The organism is Paraglaciecola psychrophila 170 (assembly GCF_000347635.1).
GTDB classification, from domain to species: Bacteria; Pseudomonadota; Gammaproteobacteria; order Enterobacterales; family Alteromonadaceae; genus Paraglaciecola; species Paraglaciecola psychrophila.
Genome location: NC_020514.1, coordinates 2,890,691 through 2,909,648 on the forward strand (window position 1 = coordinate 2,890,691; position 18,958 = coordinate 2,909,648).

The 18,958-nt window shown below is 42.0% G+C and carries 16 protein-coding genes; 9 read left to right on the plus strand and 7 right to left on the minus strand.

Annotated features, from left to right (window positions below; all coding sequences use genetic code 11):
• Window positions 1-15 precede the first annotated feature (15 nt).
• Both guaD and C427_RS12645 read left to right on the plus strand, forming a co-directional pair.
• Window positions 16-1,332, plus strand: coding sequence for a guanine deaminase (gene guaD / locus C427_RS12640; protein WP_007640081.1), 1,317 nt, complete (start codon window positions 16-18; stop codon window positions 1,330-1,332).
• Complete coding sequence (locus C427_RS12645; protein WP_007640079.1) at window positions 1,332-2,540, plus strand: urate hydroxylase PuuD; 1,209 nt, start codon at window positions 1,332-1,334, stop codon at window positions 2,538-2,540. Before guaD ends, C427_RS12645 begins: the two co-directional genes overlap by 1 nt.
• Before the next feature lie 55 nt (window positions 2,541-2,595).
• Here the strand turns inward: C427_RS12645 and C427_RS12650 are convergent, their stop codons facing one another.
• Window positions 2,596-3,486, minus strand: a complete 891-nt coding sequence (locus tag C427_RS12650) for a formyltransferase family protein (RefSeq protein ID WP_007640077.1) — start codon at window positions 3,484-3,486, stop codon at window positions 2,596-2,598.
• Between the two features lie 426 nt (window positions 3,487-3,912).
• Between C427_RS12650 and glpT the strand changes: the two genes are divergently transcribed.
• From glpT to C427_RS12675, 5 genes are all read left to right on the plus strand, one after another.
• Window positions 3,913-5,268 (plus strand): glycerol-3-phosphate transporter, encoded by a 1,356-nt coding sequence (gene glpT / locus C427_RS12655; protein WP_007640075.1) that lies wholly within the window; start codon window positions 3,913-3,915, stop codon window positions 5,266-5,268.
• A gap of 126 nt (window positions 5,269-5,394) precedes the next feature.
• Window positions 5,395-5,760 carry an MbcA/ParS/Xre antitoxin family protein gene (locus C427_RS12660; protein ID WP_007640073.1) on the plus strand — a complete coding sequence of 122 codons (366 nt, stop codon included), beginning with the start codon at window positions 5,395-5,397 and terminating at the stop codon, window positions 5,758-5,760.
• Entirely contained in the window at window positions 5,757-6,506 is a 750-nt protein-coding gene (locus C427_RS12665) for an RES family NAD+ phosphorylase (protein WP_007640071.1), read from the plus strand. Before C427_RS12660 ends, C427_RS12665 begins: the two co-directional genes overlap by 4 nt.
• A gap of 382 nt (window positions 6,507-6,888) precedes the next feature.
• Window positions 6,889-8,163 (plus strand): S8 family serine peptidase, encoded by a 1,275-nt coding sequence (locus tag C427_RS12670; RefSeq protein WP_007640068.1) that lies wholly within the window; start codon window positions 6,889-6,891, stop codon window positions 8,161-8,163.
• Between the two features lie 360 nt (window positions 8,164-8,523).
• The gene (locus tag C427_RS12675; protein ID WP_007640066.1) at window positions 8,524-10,308 is read left to right on the plus strand and encodes an alpha/beta hydrolase family protein; all 1,785 of its coding nucleotides are present in this window, start codon (window positions 8,524-8,526) and stop codon (window positions 10,306-10,308) included.
• Window positions 10,309-10,437: 129 nt separating this feature from the next.
• Here the strand turns inward: C427_RS12675 and C427_RS12680 are convergent, their stop codons facing one another.
• Together C427_RS12680 and C427_RS12685 are read right to left on the minus strand one after the other, a co-directional pair.
• Window positions 10,438-11,766, minus strand: a complete 1,329-nt coding sequence (locus C427_RS12680) for a cytochrome P450 (RefSeq protein ID WP_007640064.1) — start codon at window positions 11,764-11,766, stop codon at window positions 10,438-10,440.
• A gap of 21 nt (window positions 11,767-11,787) precedes the next feature.
• Window positions 11,788-12,108, minus strand: coding sequence for a 2Fe-2S iron-sulfur cluster-binding protein (locus tag C427_RS12685; protein WP_034899753.1), 321 nt, complete (start codon window positions 12,106-12,108; stop codon window positions 11,788-11,790).
• A gap of 180 nt (window positions 12,109-12,288) precedes the next feature.
• Between C427_RS12685 and C427_RS12690 the strand changes: the two genes are divergently transcribed.
• Window positions 12,289-13,335, plus strand: coding sequence for an AraC family transcriptional regulator (locus tag C427_RS12690; RefSeq protein ID WP_007640059.1), 1,047 nt, complete (start codon window positions 12,289-12,291; stop codon window positions 13,333-13,335).
• Window positions 13,336-13,407: 72 nt separating this feature from the next.
• Complete coding sequence (locus C427_RS12695) at window positions 13,408-14,613, plus strand: NAD(P)/FAD-dependent oxidoreductase (RefSeq protein ID WP_007640057.1); 1,206 nt, start codon at window positions 13,408-13,410, stop codon at window positions 14,611-14,613.
• Window positions 14,614-14,615: 2 nt separating this feature from the next.
• Here the strand turns inward: C427_RS12695 and C427_RS12700 are convergent, their stop codons facing one another.
• The 4 genes from C427_RS12700 to C427_RS12715 all read right to left on the minus strand — a co-directional run bounded on the left by C427_RS12700 (window position 14,616) and on the right by C427_RS12715 (window position 18,674).
• Window positions 14,616-15,383: a 3-keto-disaccharide hydrolase gene (locus C427_RS12700; RefSeq protein WP_226991206.1), complete on the minus strand. Its 768-nt coding sequence runs from the start codon at window positions 15,381-15,383 to the stop codon at window positions 14,616-14,618.
• A gap of 76 nt (window positions 15,384-15,459) precedes the next feature.
• Complete coding sequence (locus C427_RS12705; protein WP_007640055.1) at window positions 15,460-16,053, minus strand: gluconate 2-dehydrogenase subunit 3 family protein; 594 nt, start codon at window positions 16,051-16,053, stop codon at window positions 15,460-15,462.
• Between the two features lie 2 nt (window positions 16,054-16,055).
• Window positions 16,056-17,741, minus strand: a complete 1,686-nt coding sequence (locus tag C427_RS12710) for a GMC oxidoreductase (RefSeq protein WP_007640054.1) — start codon at window positions 17,739-17,741, stop codon at window positions 16,056-16,058.
• A 45-nt stretch (window positions 17,742-17,786) separates the two neighbouring features.
• Window positions 17,787-18,674 carry a hydroxypyruvate isomerase family protein gene (locus tag C427_RS12715; RefSeq protein ID WP_007640052.1) on the minus strand — a complete coding sequence of 296 codons (888 nt, stop codon included), beginning with the start codon at window positions 18,672-18,674 and terminating at the stop codon, window positions 17,787-17,789.
• Window positions 18,675-18,958: the final 284 nt, after the last annotated feature.

Sequence of the window (18,958 nt, forward strand, 5' to 3'; positions counted from 1 at the left end):
GAGAACCCATTATTTATGACAACCCAAGCTTATCGTGCTTCGATATTGCATTTTCCCAAACAAAGTCACAGTCCTAAACAGGACTATGTATACTTTGAAGATGGAATTTTAGTTACGCGTAACGAAAAAATAGAATTCATTGGAGAGTACAAAGCCAATATAAATCAATACGTTGAAGCTAAACTTCATGATTATACTGGCAAATTGCTTTTACCCGGTTTTATTGACAGCCATTTACATTTTCCGCAAACAGAAATGCTTGCCAGCTTTGGCGAACAGTTACTTGACTGGTTAACGGATTACACATTTCCAGTGGAACGCAAGTTTGCTGACGTTGAATACGCTAATCACATTGCTAAAATATTCATTAAGCAATTACATCGACATGGCACCACCACGGGCATGGTGTATTCGTCGGTACATAAACAAGCGGCTGACGCTCTTTTCCAAGAAGCCGCCAGTCATAATATGTTGTTGATTGCCGGTAAAGTGTGCATGGACAGGCACTGCCCAGATTGGCTTAAAGACACTCCCCAAAGTGCTCAGCAAGAAAGCGCGGCTCTGATAGAAAAGTGGCATAACAATGGCCGACTGAAATATGCCATTACCCCGCGTTTTGCACCCACAAGCAGCCCTGAACAATTGCATGCATTAGGTGAGTTAGCTCAACAATACCCGGATGTATTTATTCAGACTCACTTATCTGAGAACCATAAAGAAATCGCTTGGGTAAAGGAGTTATTCCCAGAGCGTAAAAATTATTTAGATGTTTACGATCATTATGGCTTACTCAGGAAAGGGGCAGTGTTTGGTCACGGTATCCATTTAGAGCAAGCTGAATGGCAACGCTTACAAGAAACCCAAGCAAGTATTGCGTTTTGCCCCACCTCAAATTTATTTTTAGGTAGCGGCCTCTTTGATTTAGCTAAAGCTGAACAACAAAACATCCCTGTTATGCTCGCCACTGATGTGGGCGGCGGCACAAGTTTTAGCATGTTAAAAACCATGGGCGAGGCTTACAAAATCTGCCAGCTAAAAGGTAACCAAATGGATCCTATGCATGGGTTGTATTTGATGACTCAAGGGGCAGCGGTGGGATTAGGGCTAGAATATGAAATTGGTAACCTTAATCCCGGCACCGATGCAGACTTTGTTATTCTCGACCCAGAATTTGACGAGCTCAGTGCGCTGCGTTTTGAACATCACCGCACCCCCCAAGATATTATTTTTGCACTCAGCATGTTAGCTGATGATAGAGCCATAATGGCCACTTACGTAGCGGGAAAAGTAGTCTACCAAGCCGATAAACAAGTATTAAAAGGAGCACACTAATGTTGCTTGATTGGATTTCATTATTTCTTCGCTGGTTTCATGTTGTCGCTGGTGTCGCATGGATTGGCGCATCGTTTTATTTTATCTGGCTAGATAATAATTTACGCACTCCACCTGACTGGAAAAAGCAAAAAGGTATCAAGGGTGATTTGTGGGCGGTGCATGGCGGTGGTTTTTACGAAGTAGCTAAATATGAATATGGTCCAGAAGTAATACCTGAAAAGCTCCATTGGTTTAAATGGGAAGCCTATACCACCTGGATCAGCGGTTTTTTATTACTGTGCTTAGTTTATTATCATGGCGCAGCTATTTATCTAATTGATAGTTCGGTTATGGACCTAACCCCTTCCCAAGCGATAAGTAGAGGTTTAGCCCTTATCTTTGGTGGGTTATTTATTTATGAAGCCGCCTGTCGTAGCCCGCTATCAAGATATCCGAAGGTCTTCGGTATCATGTTTTTAGTGATGCTAGCGGTAGCTAGTTACTTGGCCACTCAGTGGTTCAGTGGACGAGGCGCATTCATTCATATAGGTGCGTTAATCGGTACCATCATGGCTGGTAATGTATTCTTTAAAATTATGCCTGCTCAAAGATTAATGGTTGACGCAGTTGCCAATAAAACCGAGATTGATCCTAGTTGGGGTCTGGGTGCCAAATTACGCTCGGTACACAACAATTATCTTACCCTACCCTTGTTATTTATTATGATCAGCAACCATTACCCTATGACTTACCAACATCAGAATGCTTGGTTAGTATTGATGGCAATTGGATTAGTTTCAGCTTGGATCCGTCATTATTTCAACCTAAAACATATCGGTATTTCTCGCCCCTCGATCTTGGTCACAGGCGCGATTGGGATGGTAATGATTGCTGGCTGGGTATCTATGCCTGTGATGGTAAAAGAGGACAGTTTAAGCACAGAAAATACGCCAGTCATCGAACTTAATGCACAGCAACAACAAGTATTTGATGTTATACAAACCCACTGTGCCAACTGTCATGCCGCTAATCCGACAGATGAAATTTTTGTGGTTGCACCTGTAGGATTAATGTTCGATACATGGCAGCAAATAGAGCAACGTGCGGCGGTTATTCATAATCGAGCCGTTGTAACTAAAGACATGCCAATGATGAATAAAACGGGGATGACTGAAGCAGATAGGCAAGTTATTGGCACTTGGTTTGAGGGTTTATCGTCTAAGTAATGGAGTACCTAGATATGAGTTCGACTAAATAAATAGCTACCTGAATAAAAGACGTCTAAGTAACAGGCAGCCATAATATTAATTCATTTGGGATACACATTTCACCGTCGAGAGTCGCGATAGTAATGTGTAACCCATTGTCTTGAATAACTTGCCCAGCACTATAATTATGTTGATAACATTTTGCATTCACTTCTGGAGCAAATTGTTTCTGTTGCAAAAATGTGCAGGATTTGGAATTTAAAGAAGATGAAGAATATGTTACTAAGCAGACTCTCCCAGCAATATCAGCATAAGTACCTAAACTGCCAAAGGCACGTAACGTTGTTAAAAGTACAGACGTTGGTTGCCGCCAATCAAGAGTTTGCTCACTTACTGTGATCGAAGACCAATAACTGCCCTCACCTTGTGTTTGGCTATTCTGGTAGTAGCCATCTAAATCAGATAAAAACGTCGATAATAAGTCAGGAGTTTGCTGGAAAATTTTAACACTCAGGCTATCAAATGTTTCCTGTTCATCAATCGATATGGTTTTTTGCAGTAAGATATCACCGGCATCGAATTCGTTACTGAGCTTATGTAAGGTTATGCCAGCGTAAATTGATTGTTTTAAAATCAAATGCGGCAAAGGTGTCATGCCCTTGCCTTCTGGTAATAGTGTTGGATGTACGTTAACGGCATATTTTAGGTCAGCTGGAACAGGTATTTTCCAAGGATATTCAGCACTAAAAAACAACTCAACGCCCTTCTCAACTAACGTTTGCATATCTGCTAAGCAAGGTTTACCAAAACAAAGGTTTATGTGGTTTTTATTTGCGAATTGAATCACTTTGTCTGAAAACGGGCTACTTTCACCCGTATAAATAGCAGTGAATTCATAATCCTGTTTTAAGAACACGTCTAAGCATGAAAATAACGGATCGTAACCAAAATATGTAATTTTCATATTAACAATAAACTATGCACATCTATCCTCAATAAATAAAGCATAGAAATACTCCTAAGCTAACAGTTACGCCCACAAGAGAAACCATAACATCCCGATTTTTGCCATTCGATGACGCCAAAGAATTTGGGTATCTACCAAAGGTTATGGCCTTACAAACAGGCCAACCTACCCAGTAAAAAACACTCCCAAAAAGGATCTCAACTACTAGGACTCGCACATATGTAGACAATAACTCAACGATGACTTCTATGATACATTCTCCTATTAAGACAATTAGCTAACGGGGTTTATCGCTAAAATCACAAGATAAGCGCAATAACTTGTCACAGTCTGGGCATAAATTAAAAACTAATCTTAAATAATTGATTTATGTGATGATAATTATCTGTTTTAATTAGTGAAACGCAATTAAATTAAGCCTTTATGTTTGGTATTTTCAAACCCGCTCCACATATTCAATTACAACCCAAAGAACACATCGACGATGATTATAAAAAGCTACGCTGGCAAGTGTTTCTGGGTATTTTTGTAGGTTATGCAGGTTACTACTTGGTTCGTAAAAACTTTTCTTTAGCTATGCCCTTTTTAATTGAAGAGCAAGGTTTCAGTAAAGGCGAGTTGGGTATAGCGCTATCGGCGGTTTCTATCGCCTACGGTTTAAGTAAGTTTTTAATGGGTAGTGTATCAGACCGCAGTAACCCACGTTTTTTTCTGATGACCGGATTACTCATCTCTGCCGGTGTGATGTTTATATTTGGGTTTACCTCTTGGGCAACTCAAAGTATCGGTTCCATTTTTATCTTACTGTTCTTAAATGGCTGGGCTCAAGGTATGGGGTGGCCTGCTTGCGGCCGCACTATGGTGCATTGGTTCTCAGGCAACGAACGGGGTAAAACAGTTTCATTTTGGAATATTGCGCACAATGTTGGTGGCGGTCTAATCGGCCCTCTTTCTATCTTGGGCATGGCTTGGTTTAATGAATGGCATAGTATTTTTTATGTGCCCGCTTTTGCTGCGTCATTAATAGCCGTATTTATCTTTTTTACTCTCCGGGATACACCGCAGTCATGTGGATTACCCCCTATCGAAGCTTACCGCAACGATTACCCCAAAGATTATGATGCATCACACGAACAAGAATTCAGCGCAAAAGAAATATTCTTAAAATATGTTCTTAATAACAAATTGCTTTGGTTTATTGCGGCGGCTAATGCTTTTGTCTACCTTATTCGTTACGGTGTTTTAGATTGGGCGCCCACCTACCTTTATGAAGTAAAAGACTTTTCGTTTAACAAAAGCTCGTGGGCGTATTTCTTATACGAATGGGCTGGCATACCTGGAACATTGTTATGCGGTTATATCAGTGACGCCTGGTTTAAAGGCCGTCGTGCACCACCCGCTATTTTGTATATGGTGTTGGTATTAGTAGCCGTTCTTGTCTATTGGTTTAATCCTCCGGGCAATCCCACTATAGATATTGTCGCGCTGATGGCGATTGGCTTTTTAATTTACGGTCCCGTGATGTTAATTGGACTCTTTGCCTTAGAGTTAGTCCCTAAAAAAGCAGCAGGCACCGCTGCCGGTTTAACGGGCTTATTTGGTTACTTAGGTGGTGCAGTAGTGGCTAATATTGTACTAGGTTACACCGTTGACCACTTTGGCTGGGACGGAGGCTTTATCCTGTTAGTGGGTGGCTGTATTTGCGCAATCATACTGATAGCTATGACCTTAAAACACGAAGTGGCTCATGAAAGTAACCAAGCACCCGCCAAAAATTAACGGTAATACACTTTAGCCAAAAGCAACACAACCTATTCCAATTGAGACAAAAACAACAAAATTGCCCCAATTGGTAAATCGGTGTTATAATCTTACTTAACAGCTTAAAATAGAGGTCTGTAAGTCATGCGAGATATGCAAGCGGCTAAAACAAAAGACAGTCAAAACATAGTTATGAAAGCTTATATTAACGCCTACAAAACTATGGGGATGTCTGACGATAACGCAGCGAAGTTAATTGGCGTGGGCCGTTCGACATTGTTACGCAAACTGAGTTTTGAAACAGACTCTAAACAAAGTGAGCTTCAAATATTGTTTATTCGGTTTTACCGCTCTTTATTTGCCTTATTTGGAGGCGATCTTATTTCTATGAAACATTGGTTTGAACATAAAAACAAACATATTCGTGGTGTGCCTAGAGAGTTATGCTTTACGGTCACAGGCCTAGTCAATATCAATACTTATTTGGACGCATTAAGAGGTAAAGCTTGAAGGCAAAGCAGATTATTGATGTTGCAGGAGGGTTAACCACTTATGCTAATTCAGTTTGCCGGATGGTTGAAACACAAGAATATGCGGCGACCACTTCTTTAGTGGATGATCTCGAAGAACAAGCCATTTTAGAACAAATTCTCGATGACTTTAAACCCGGCTATGCGGATGACACCCAAAATTTACATTACCTGATATCCACCCCTTTCCGTTATCCCCCCTTAAAGTATGGTTCCCGTTTTGGAGCAATTTTCGAGGCGAGTTATTTTTATGCCAGTGAAGCGATTAAGACTTGCCTAGCAGAAGCAGCCTTTTATCGTTTTTATCTAATTGATGGAACTGAAACCCCTTTCCCAAAAATGGTCCAGTCAGAACACTCTTTGTTTTTTGTTCGTGTATTAAGCAGCAGTGCCTTGGATTTGACTCAGATTCCAGATGCAGAAATACAAAACCAACTAACCGATCCTATATCTTACTCCTTCACTCAACAAATAGGACTACAAGCACGTAAAGTCGGCGCTGATTTGCTGCGTTATTTCTCAGCACGAAGTCAAGAGCAAGGTATCAATGTGGCCATCGATAACCATAGGATTATTCAATCTGAAAAACCCGAGGATAAAGTGGAGTACATCTGTCAACTCGATCCAAAAACTGGCATTTTAAGATTTTCAGAACCAAGAACCTTCCCTATTATGTTTACAAGAGAGCAGTTTTTAGTTGATGGAGAGTTGCCTTTATTAGGGTAATCTGAATGTCAGTTATAACGAATAAGCATCCGTTAACTCTAACTAACCTGAACTCGGGATAAGCCATACCGTCCTGTACAAATATTATTGCAGCACGTCTAACCCCAAGTTCAGGTTAACTAATACGCATACAAGAATTCTTCAATAAAGCGGAAGCTTCAACAAACCTGCTCCCACAGTGCATGTCACTTTATCTTTAAGATGATAACTACCTGTTCCTAAATTGAGGGTAACCCCCTATTTTCAGATTGCCTATCTATTGGGAGACTCCCTAGGAACAAAACAATGCTCAGACAAGATTGACTTTTCGATGTGGTCTGAGAATAAAATTAAGTTCTTCATTTTAGAATAACTTAAAAACTAAACACTTTGTGAGTCAAAAATGAAAAATAAATTACTAAGTTTAATAATTTTAACTTCTCTAGGACTACCTGCTATTGCTACAGAAGACAACCTATTGAGTAATGTCATCGTAAGCCTCGATGCTAACCAGATCGGAAGCGTTGCGGAGTTTGCAGATGGATACGCAATATCGACACAGTATACTTATAATCACGTTTTTAGTGGTTTTTCTGCAGCGGTTACCCCAAAGGTGCTAGCACAATTAAGTACCGATCAACGTGTGTTAAGTATTTCAAATGATGGCAGAGTTCATGCAATAAAAAATACATCGAGCCAAGTATCAGCCTGTAACCTTTTACTTGGCTGTCAGACTAGTCAGCAAATAACGCCGTGGGGTATTAATCGCATAGGTGCAAATACCACTGAGAATACTGGCGAAGGCGTGCATGTTTATGTTATTGACACCGGTATAGATTCTGATCATGGTGATTTAGCTAGCAATGTTGCTAATGGCTATAGCGTTGAAATGTGCCTAGGTTTGGGCTGTTCGAATGCTTGGGATGATGACCAAGGCCATGGAACTCATGTTGCTGGCACTATTGGTGCTCTGGATAACAATCTTGATGTTATCGGCGTAGCACCCGCGGTTACATTACACGCTGTTAAGGTATTGAATGCGGCAGGAAGTGGTTCTAATTCGGGCGTTATTGCTGGTATTGATTGGGTAACACAACAAGCTACATCTTTAGGTGTTCCAGTAGTGGCTAATATGAGTCTGGGTGGTAGCGGCACCAAAACAGGTATTTGTACCAGCAACGGTTTTGTTGGCAGTGATAACTTTCATCGTGCTATCTGTAATGCGAAGAATCAAGGTGTTATTTTTGCTGTCGCAGCAGGAAATGATGGTGAAAATGCGAATCAATCAACACCAGCAGCCTATGATGACGCGGTGATCACGGTAAGTGCAACCAACATAAATGATGATTGGGCTAGCTTTTCAAACTGGGGTAACGAAACTGCCAATTGGACTATTCACCAATCAGCGCCTGTGGCTATTGCAGCGCCAGGAGTAAATATCCTATCAACTCAAAATGGTGGAGGAACGACAACCCTAAGTGGCACTTCAATGGCAGCTCCTCACGTTGCTGGTGTGTTAGCGCTTTATTTAGAAACGATATCCCTTAACGCTGACGGCAATGCATTTGTCGAAGCGAGAGACTGGTTGCTCAACAACAGTGAGTCAAATGCTAATTTAACAAACTCCACTGGTGATGCACACCAAGAAGACTTCCTTGACGCTGAAATACCAAAATAAAAGTATAAATTAACTATTGGTAAAGGTTTTTGATGTGGTCAACCCCGTGCTGTCAGGTATAAAACTATCTTTATTTAACCGTATTTTATATTAATGCTTTATTCCAATGAAATCTGTAGGGCCGGGTGTTAAAAACAACATTTCAAACGCTCTGCCCCCGCAGATCATAAATGTAATATTAAGCTTGACGAGTAGGATCGTAAATAGCAGTGGTTCCAGTTCGGCAACTCAAAGTAACGTTTAACTAAATTAATTTATGCTCAGGATACACCAGTGGTGTAAAGGATTTCGATAACCACCTTGGAATGAACCCTTCACACGTAATAGTTTTCACTTAAAACAATAAAAAGAGGCACCATTATGATCCGTAACACCTACCTTAGAATCACCCGATGCGCTGCTTTGGGTCTCGTAGTTGCAAGTATTGCACTGGTTGGCATTACCACTTCGCCAGCTCATGCAGCAGGCAAAAACAACAAAAATCAGAGAGAAATAGCCAGAGCCATTAACGGCGGTGGGCCGGCGCTATCGCAGCTCAAATATGACCTGACCATTACCTCATTTGATGGCACAGACATCGCGGTAACGGTATATCAACCAACGTTAAAACAGGGTCAACCAGCGCCTTTACTTATGTATAGTCACGGCTGGGGCGGCAGTCGTTCCACCGATCTAAGTGAAACAGACTCGCTCACCAAAACGGCTCGTAAGGCTTGGGAGTCAGGTTACTTTGTACTCACCTTTGATCAACGCGGATTTGGTGATAGCGGCGGTCAAGCCAATTCTCAGGACCCTGAGATTGAAGGTCGTGACGTTCAGACTCTCCTTGACTGGGCTGAAGGTGGCATGTCACCTCACCTAGCATATTTAAAAGGTGATCCACTAGTGGGCGGAATAGGATTGAGTTATGGCGGTGGGTTCCAACTGGTTGGAGCCAGTATCGATCCGCGATTTGATGCGATAGTACCTGCGATGACTTGGCACGACTTACCTTACAGCTTGAGCCCAGAACGTATACCAAAGACATTATGGCTTTCAGTGTTAGGTGCTCTTGCTAGAGAAAGTCAAGCCCCTTGGCTAACGCAAGCATATGCAGAATCTTTGACTGGTACAGCAAGTGAGGAAGGTTCTAAACGTTTGGCCCGCAATGGTCTTAAAGCATATTGCAAGCCTGATGGTCTTGGCGTGCCAATGGTAGATGCTTTATTTATTCAGGGTGTCAACGACACACTGTTCAATTTAAATGAAGCCACTTGGAATTACGAGTGCCTGCGTAATGCTGGTAATGATGCTTATCTGCTTCTCACTAAGGGTGGGCATATCTTGCCAGCCTTCCAAGATGGTTCTGACGGAGGAACTACCAACTCAGGGGGCTTTTTTAATGATGTGCAGTGCGGCGATACCCGTTACACTATTGCCGATTTGTCTTACACGTTCCTCAATGGCAAACTGCGTAAATTGCAACGTTATATACCTATTCCACGCGTATGTCTTACCCAAGAACGTATTCAGGGAGTGGTAAGCGACGAGGTACCTAAAGGTGGGTTAGTCCAACATTTTGCTAGTGGTAACTTACTGGTTGGCCCACCCTCTGTCGACGTGATTCTCAATCTACTAAGAAAGCTTGATCCATCGACCCAAGCCGAAGTGCTGAGCCGACTTTCTGCTGACACAGTCAGTTTACTCACCAAGGCGTTGATTGGTTTGGTAAACATCGAGCCAGAACAGGTAGCGACACTTCTGACTGAGCTTGTAGAAACTCAACCTGCAGCTTTGCTAGCAGAACTAGGAACCGCCCCGCGATTTGTACCCTTGTATAGCGCCGCCAGCGAACAAATCCTCGCAGGTATACCTCTGGCAGATTTGAACATAGAAGGAGAAGCAGCACTAGATCCGCGGGTGTTTGTTGGACTAGGGGTTATGCGGCTTGGACAGCTCAGCCCAAAACTGTTACATGAACAAATTCTGCCTATGCGCGGCACTGGCGCACGTCAAACTGAACTTATCGGTACCAGTACTCAATTGCAATCAGGCGATCAAGTTGGTCTGATGCTCTACGGTTTTCATCCGCAGTATACTCTTGGTTTTTCGCGCATCCCCAGCGCAATAAACTTAACTGGCACAGTGCAGTTACCGTTACAGTAGCGCCAACAAAACCCACCGGCACCTAACGTGTCGGTGGTCCCACAAAGATTATTTATAATCAGTCGATGCAGATGCTCGATTTCATTCGCACTGCCCCAACAGATTTGGATGATTCATATAAAATCATCGTTAAACTTTAGCCGTAAGCTTTACCCTTAACTCTGTATAGCCTTTTACGAAATTAGATTGTACATACTTAGGCTTGTTGATGACTTCAATATTTTCAAAGCGTTGTAATATTTCTTCCCATAGTATTCGCAACTGCATTTCCGCTAGACGGTTACCCATGCAGCGATGAATGCCAAAACCAAACGACAGATGATTACGGGCTTTATCCCTATCGATCACAAATTGGTCGGGGTTGTTGATGACGCGTTCATCGCGATTACCTGATACATACCACATCACCACCTTGTCACCTTTTTTGATAGTTTTGCCGTTAAGCTCAACATCTTCGGTGGCAATTCGGCGCATGTGCGCTAATGGCGTTTGCCAGCGAATAATTTCAGACACCATATTGGGAATTAAGCTGGGATCGTTTTTGAGTTTGATAAATTCTTGGGGAAATTCATTCAATGCATCAACTCCACCTGTCATTGAGTTACGTGTGGTGTCGTTACCGCCAACGATCAGCAATACAAGGTTGCCGAGAAACTCTAAAGGGGTGTCGACCATATTTTTAGTGTTATCGTTGGCTTGCATTAAGCTAATCAAATCAAAACCACCTTGCTCCCCAGCCGCTTTTTGCGCAGCTTTGATGTGCCAAAGTTGCGAAAATTCAGTCATTAAATCGGTGATGCCCGCAACACGCTCATCGTCTTGAACTAGGCCGCCGGTCATTTCTGGACTGCCTGAAGCAAGATCAGACCAATACGGCAGCTTGTGGCGTTTTTCATAGGGAAAATCGAACAAAGTGGCCAGCATTCTCGTGGTTAATTCTACCGACACTTTCTCAACCCAGTCAAAACTTTCACCCACGGGTAAGTCATTTAAAACATCAACCGTACGCTCCCGAATAAGCTCTTCCATTTCAGCTAAATTCTTCGGCGCAACAGCACTCTGCACAGCCTGTCTCTGTGCGTCATGCTTTGGCGGGTCCATCGCGATAAACATGTCGAGCATATAATCAGCCGGTCTGTCGCCAATAACAATAGCAGGCTCGGAGGAAAATAAGGTGTGATTTTTATCAACAAACATAATGTCTTCAAAACGTGTTACAGACCAAAAAGCACCAAAGGGGCTGTTTTTTTGATAGTGCACAGGACACTCATCCCGCAAACGTTTAAAATAGGACTGCCATTTATTCTGACGAAACATAAAGGGATTGCTGACATCTATGTCTTCTAACGCGACAGTGGATACGTCAGCTATGGGTTGTTCGATAAATTTTACAGCAGGCGTTGGTGTTATTGATGACGTTGCAACGGGCTCAGCGGTAGTATTGGTTAAACTGTTCATTACGGTTTCCTGTGTTGACAACTACATTTGAAATTCAGGTAAGCGAACGATCATGCCGTCCATTGCTGCGGTTGTCTTAATTTGGCAAGACAGGCGTGACGTTTTTGCTTTTTCTGGGGTTAAATCCAGCATCATGATTTCATCATCATTAGCAACACCAACAGCGTCAATCCAAGTTTCATCAACGATGACGTGACAGGTACCGCACGCACATACACCGCCGCAGTCTGCGTCAATACCTGGAATGCCATTGTCGATAGCGGTTTGCATCACGGATTTTCCCTCCTCAATGGGAGTTGTGTGTTGCTCCCCTAAGTGCTCTATGAAAATTATGTGACCCATATTCCTCTCCAATTTCAAACATTGTTGTCCTGATGTAGTGGCTAAATAATAATCGTTAGGAATATTTATAGGAGGTCATATTTTGACATTTGGGAGTCATAAGTTGACTGTTTATTGACTATTTTCTATCAGTAAATAACACTGACGTCTAAGTTTTATTAGTCATGAGGATCTGTTGATATGTCGAGTTCGCAAGTTATAGAGCAGGTTCCGAGTATTCCCGCAAATTACTCCCGCTTGATTGCTCGTGAGCTTGATTTGCAAGAGCGTGAATTAAGCAGTTTATTATTTGCGACCACGTTAACGTCAGCGCAGCTGATGAGTGAAGACACGTTGCTTACGCCAGCGCAACAAGTTCAGATTGTGATGAACGGTTTACGCATATCAAAAGATGAATCAATAGGTCTTCGATTAGGCAAAAAATTAACTCCACCTACTCATGGTGCTCTAGGTTTTCTGGCAAACAGTAGTCCAACGTTATTGACAGCGGTTCGCTCTTTTCAAGAGTTTATTCCAACCCGAATGAGTTTTATTGAAATGAGTTTAGAGGAATCGGATGAGTGGATTAAATGTTATTTTGATTTGATACTCGATGCTGATAACACAGTGTTCAGAACAATACTGGATGCAGCTTCTATGTCGTTGTTAGCCTGTATCGAATTTGTGCTCGGTCGTGAGCTGTTTGATGGCCAATTGCAGTTTTCTCTTGCAGAGCCTAATTATATTGAGCGCTATGCTGAATTTATCCCCTGCCCAGTAGAGTTTTCTTGCGCGCGTAATTGTTTGAAAATTCCTAGGGCTTTAAAAGATATTGAAAACGTTTCGTCTAACCATGAAAACTATGTGATTGCTTTACAGCAATGCCAGCAAATGTTGTCGCAATTACCTGATGATACATTATCAATAACCTATCAAGTTAAAAAATTAATATTATCCTATCCACCAGGGCGATTGTCTGAGGATGCTGTCGCAGAATTGATGTTCATTACCAAGCGAACTTTGGCGCGGCGTTTAATAAAAGAAGGAACCGGCTTTCGACAAATAAAAGAAAAAATAATGGCTGAGCAGGCACTTAATTATTTACGTGATACGGAACTGTCTGTCGAATCGATTGCGGGATTATTGAATTATCATGACAGCGCTAACTTTCGACGTGCATTTAAGCGGTGGTATCACTGCCCACCAAATGAATACCGTGAACAACTCAAATCAACGTCTATTGAATAGACAGTGAATAGCTTTTTTATACTTTGGCTGCATCTTAATATCTATGAAAATCAATAGTTAGGAAAAATAATAATGAAAACGGTATTAATTATTGGCGGTGGACACGCAGCGGCGGCTGCAGTGGTTGCATTGCGAGCAAGTAAATGGAATGGCAAAATCGTGATGATTAGCGATGAAAATGACCTACCTTATCAACGTCCACCACTTTCAAAGGGGTATTTGTTAGGCAGTATTAACGAACAGCAGTTACCCATTAAGAGTCGTTTTTTGTACGATAAACTTGATTGCGAACTTAAGTTAGGTATATCAGTTGCACACATTGACCGAAATAGTAAAAGACTGACTACGAAGAACGGCGAGCATGTTAATTATGACCACTTAATAATTGCTACGGGCACAAGCGCCAGAAAGTTAAGTGTTCCTGGTGCTGACTTAGAATGTGTACATTATCTACGTACTTTGGCAGATGCAAAACGTATCAAGCAATATATAGCACCTAGGACTAAGTTATTGATAGTAGGCGCGGGGTATATAGGTCTAGAAATTGCTGCTTCAGCCACCAAAATTGGCGCTAATGTGGTGGTTTTAGAAACTCAAGAGCGTGTACTTTCAAGAGTGACTAATCCCGAAATGTCTGATTTTTATCAAACATTACATGCTTCTAACGGGGTTGATATTAAGCTAAATACGGGATTAAACGAGTTAAGGCGAACATCGACAGGATATCAAGCTTTCTTAAATAATGGTGAAATACTCCATTTTGACTTAGCCGTTGTGGGCATTGGTGTGCAGCCTAATCAAGCATTAGCCGAGGAAGCCGGACTCGAATGTAACAACGGTATTGTGGTCGACTCAACAACTCGCACCAACGATCCTTCAATTTATGCTATTGGCGATGTGAGTAATCATCCTAATGCATTTTACACAACTCGATTGCGCTTAGAGTCTGTGCCCAATGCAACCGAACAAGCTAAAATAGCGGCTAAAAACATTTGTGGCATTTACAGCGACTATAATGCGTTACCGTGGTTTTGGTCAGAGCAATACGACGTTAAGTTGCAAACCGCTGGACTATCACAAGGCTATGATATGTCCGTGCTTAGAGGGGATATGAGCACCCATTCTTTTGCGCTGTTCTATCTTAAAGCAGGCAAGTTGATTGCAATGGATGCGATCAACTCACCACGAGACTTTATAAAGGCGAAGCAACTCATTCTTGCTGGATTTAATATTACCCCCGAGCGAATTGAGGATATAAATAGCGACTGGTTTAGCTAGCCTTAATGCTTATTATTAAGCTCTCTTACCCATAAGTTACGAAAGCTCACTTGATTACCGTGATCTTGAAGTTGCAGAGGTGCACATCCGTGAGCTTTATAACTTGGAGCACCTATCCATTCAGTTTTACCCTGAACTTCAACATGATTTTGTACCAGCACCCCATTATGCATAACAGTAACGTAAGCAGGTTTGCTCAAGGTTGCTCCGTCAAAACGCGGGGCAGTATAAATAATATCGTAAGACTGCCATTGACCAGCAGGTCGCATAACATTTACCAAAGGTATACTTTGTTTATAGACACTGGCTGCTTGGCCATTGGCATAGGTTGGATTGTTGTATGAATCTAACACTTGAATTTCGTAACGCTGTTGCAGAAAAATACCACTGTTATTGCGCTGTTGCCCCTTAAGCCCCTCTACATCTGTGGGGGTTTTCCATTCCATATGTAATTGTATATCGCAGAAACTTTGTTTAGTCTTGATATCACCGCTAGCAGGTTTTACCGTAAAGCTGCCACCTTTTACAGACCAAGGTGCATCACCACCATCTAAACCTTGCCAGGCAATTAGATCTTCACCATTAAATAGACTGATCGCGTCTGAAGGCATACTTCCATCAAGTGCAGATACTATGACTGGCACAGGCTCCCAAACTTCACTTTTTTGGGCCATTTTCTCTCGCTGTGCCTGTTCGTCTTGAGCAAGACTAAAACCACTAATGGCAGTACACATTCCTATCAAAAGCCATACACGACTTGTTTTTTTCATCAACAACATTAACTTAAGTCCTTATTCATAGGATATTTATTATCAGGTATCTTTTCACACCATAAATACCGAGCTTTTATATAGCCCAAGCTTTATCGCCTTTTTTGTAAGGAAAGTCGCCGTCATATGAGCCAGGAATGGCAACATACCTAAGCACTTTGGTTGCTCCTAACTCTGATGTGAAAAAGCTAAACAATACTAATTGTTTAATCATCGAAAAGTAGTGCGGCACTGCTGTTCCGTCTTCACTGTCTTGGGTCTCAGCTAGGGCCATTTTTTTATTATATATATTGGCTTCTTCATCTAATGATGAAAGCAAGAGTAGACGCTGTTCAGGTGTGAGCAATAAAAAATCCTTGGAATATTGACTCTTAGCCTTTGATTTTAATGACATGATCCCATCATTGAATTCTTTTCGTTGAACTTGTGTATAACAATCAGCGAGCAATATGGCTATCACACTGCCAACGTCGGCATCTTTTGCTCCAGGCGTATCAGTACGGGGAATAATGCTTTCGCCCACTTCATTAAAAAATGCGATCTCATCTTTAGAGAAACCGCTATTTTTGCTATTCACCATAGGAATTACGGTGTAGGCCAACACATTTGAACCCACAAATGCGGTCCCTGTTGCAGCGGCAATCATTTTTAGTAGTTCACGTCTTTTCATAATCAAAGGTTCCCTTTTTTCAGCTCATCTACCGCAAAACTTGCGGCTCTGGCAGTTAAAGCCATGTAGGTCAATGAAGGGTTAACACATGATGCAGACGTCATACAGGCACCATCGGTTACAAATACGTTAAGCGCATCCCATACCTGATTGTGACCGTTAAGTACCGAGGTTTTAGGATCTCGGCCCATCCGCGCGGTACCCATTTCGTGAATACCCATACCTGGATAATAATCACTTTCAAATCCTTGTACGTTGCCCAAACCTGCAGCTTCGAACATATCGACGGCGTCCTGCTGCATATCTTTACGCATGCGTATTTCGTTATCTCGAATAGCAACGTCCATGACCAACACGGGGAGTCCCCACTTATCGGTCTTCTTTGGGTCCAAATAAATACGATTGCTATGTTCGGGCAACATCTCACCAAAGGCTGTCATACCAATAGTCCAAGGGCCTGGTTCGCTTATGGCATCTTTTAGATTAGCACCTAAGCCCATTTCTGCGACATCCTTTCCCCATCCCTGACGGCTTGCGGAGCCCTGATAACCAAAACCACGTAAATAATCACGTTTATCATCACCCCAGTTTCGAAAACGTGGTACGTAAAATCCGCTTGGGCGACGACCATAATAATATTTATCGTCATAGCCCTCCACTGTAGCAGATGCCCCTATTCTGAAATGGTGGTCCATCACATTGTGACCCAACTCACCACTGCTGCTACCTAACCCCCCCTCCCATACATCTGTGGCCGAGTTCATCAACAACCAAGCTGAATTAAAAGACGAGGCATTAACAAAGATAATTTTACTGTTAAATTCAAAACTTTCGTTAGTTTGGGCATCAATAACAACTACACCTGTAGCGCGTTTTTTGTTTTTGTCATAAAGAATTTCTTTTACAATCGAAAAGGGACGTAATGTCAGATTGCCGGTTTTTACCGCAGCCGGTAAAGTAGACGATTGAGTACTAAAAAAACCACCGAAGGGGCAACCCAACCAGCACTTATTTCTGTACTGACAACTAGTTCGTCCTTCTTCCGGCTTAGCCTCAGTCATATTTGCTGTGCGACCGGATATTAAGTGACGTGAGCCTTTAAACGCCTTGGTAATCCGTGCTGAAACATCTTTTTCAACACAGTTTAATAACATGGCAGGTTGAAATTGACCGTCGGGCAAAACATCCAAACCGTCGCGATTACCACTGATACCAGCGAAACGCTCAACATAATCGTACCAAGGGGCGACATCTTCGTAGCGGATTGGCCAGTCAACAGCGATACCCTCTTTGGCATTAGCCATAAAGTCTTCAGTGTTTAAACGATAACTTTGACGGCCCCACAATAATGAACGTCCCCCAACATGATAACCGCGATACCAGTCAAAACGTTTTTTTTCAACGTAAGGAGACTCTTTTTCATTGGCCCACATGCCAAAGGTGGGTTCATTTAAAGGGTAGTCGCGGTTAAGCACAGGGTAATCTTTCTGCATTTCTTGAGTAGGCCGACCACGGTGTGGATAATTCCAAGCTTCCTTGTGCATATTTTTATAATCTTTGACGTGTTCTATATTTTTGCCACGTTCAAGCATTAATACTTTAAGCCCCTTTTCGGTTAACTCTTTCGCAGCCCAACCTCCACTGATGCCAGATCCAACGACTATTGCGTCATAATAATTATTCGCCACTTTTCAATCCCTCTATTTGGTTCACTGAGTATAAAAATGTCATATTCAGACGTCACAAATTTGAATGGCGTTACGTAACGATTCAATTTTGCCTGCACGGTTATCTGCTTTAGGAATAAATTCCTGAGCCAAAAAGCCGCTAAAACCCGAATCACGTATTGCTTTGGCAATCGCGGGGTAATACAGTTCTTGACTTTCATCAATTTCATTCCGTCCAGGCACACCGGCGGTGTGGTAGTGGCCAAAATACTGGTGGTGATTTTTTATAGTGCGAATTATATCGCCTTCGTTAACTTGCATATGGTAGATGTCATATAGCAGTTTAAAGTTGGGTGAGTCCAATTCTTGACACAAAGCCACTCCCCACTCTGATGTGTCAGCCATATAATCCGGATGATCAATTTTGCTATTAAATAGCTCCATTTGTAGCACTACACCTTTTTTCTCAGCATGAGGTAATATGCGCTGCAGCGCTTTTACTGCATTTTTAAGCCCCGTATCTTTGGTCATGCCTCTGGCATTTCCGCTAAAGCAAACCAAGTTGGTGTATCCCGCATTAGCTACCAGATCAATATGTTGTGTGTAGCGTTCGACCAATTCGTCATGAAATTGTGGATGGATCCAACCATCAACCAAATTGATTTCGGCGCCGTTACACATAGACGAATCGATGCCATAACGTTTAAGTACCGGCCAGTCTTTTGGGCCAACTAAATCAATAGCGGAAAAACCTATTGATTTAACAGTCTGACATAATTCTTCGATAGTCAAATCAGCATAAGTCCATCGCGCAACAGAATGATTAATGCGGCCTTTTAATGGTAATAATTTTGACTCTGATGCGCTTGCAACAATACTAAGAGCGACATTAGTACCTAAAGCCACACCCGTTAGCGCCATACTTTTAAGAAAATTCCGACGAGGATTATTCATTTATGACCACCTTTTTTCATTTGAATGCCAGTAATAGATTGGCTGATAAAGCAAGCATAAGCCCAGATAGAAATAAGTTAATTGGAACTTACGCAAAAATGCACAGGATAGGCAATATCAAAACCCTTTAATTGCAGCCGCGTGAAAACCTCACATTTCACCACAAACGATAGCAACTATTTCTAAAACAATGTGTAAATACGCTTAATGGTTAACAATATGTTAATTACTTTAGCGAAAAATTACATACTTACGGTAAACAAAGATCGGTTTTTAATGCAATA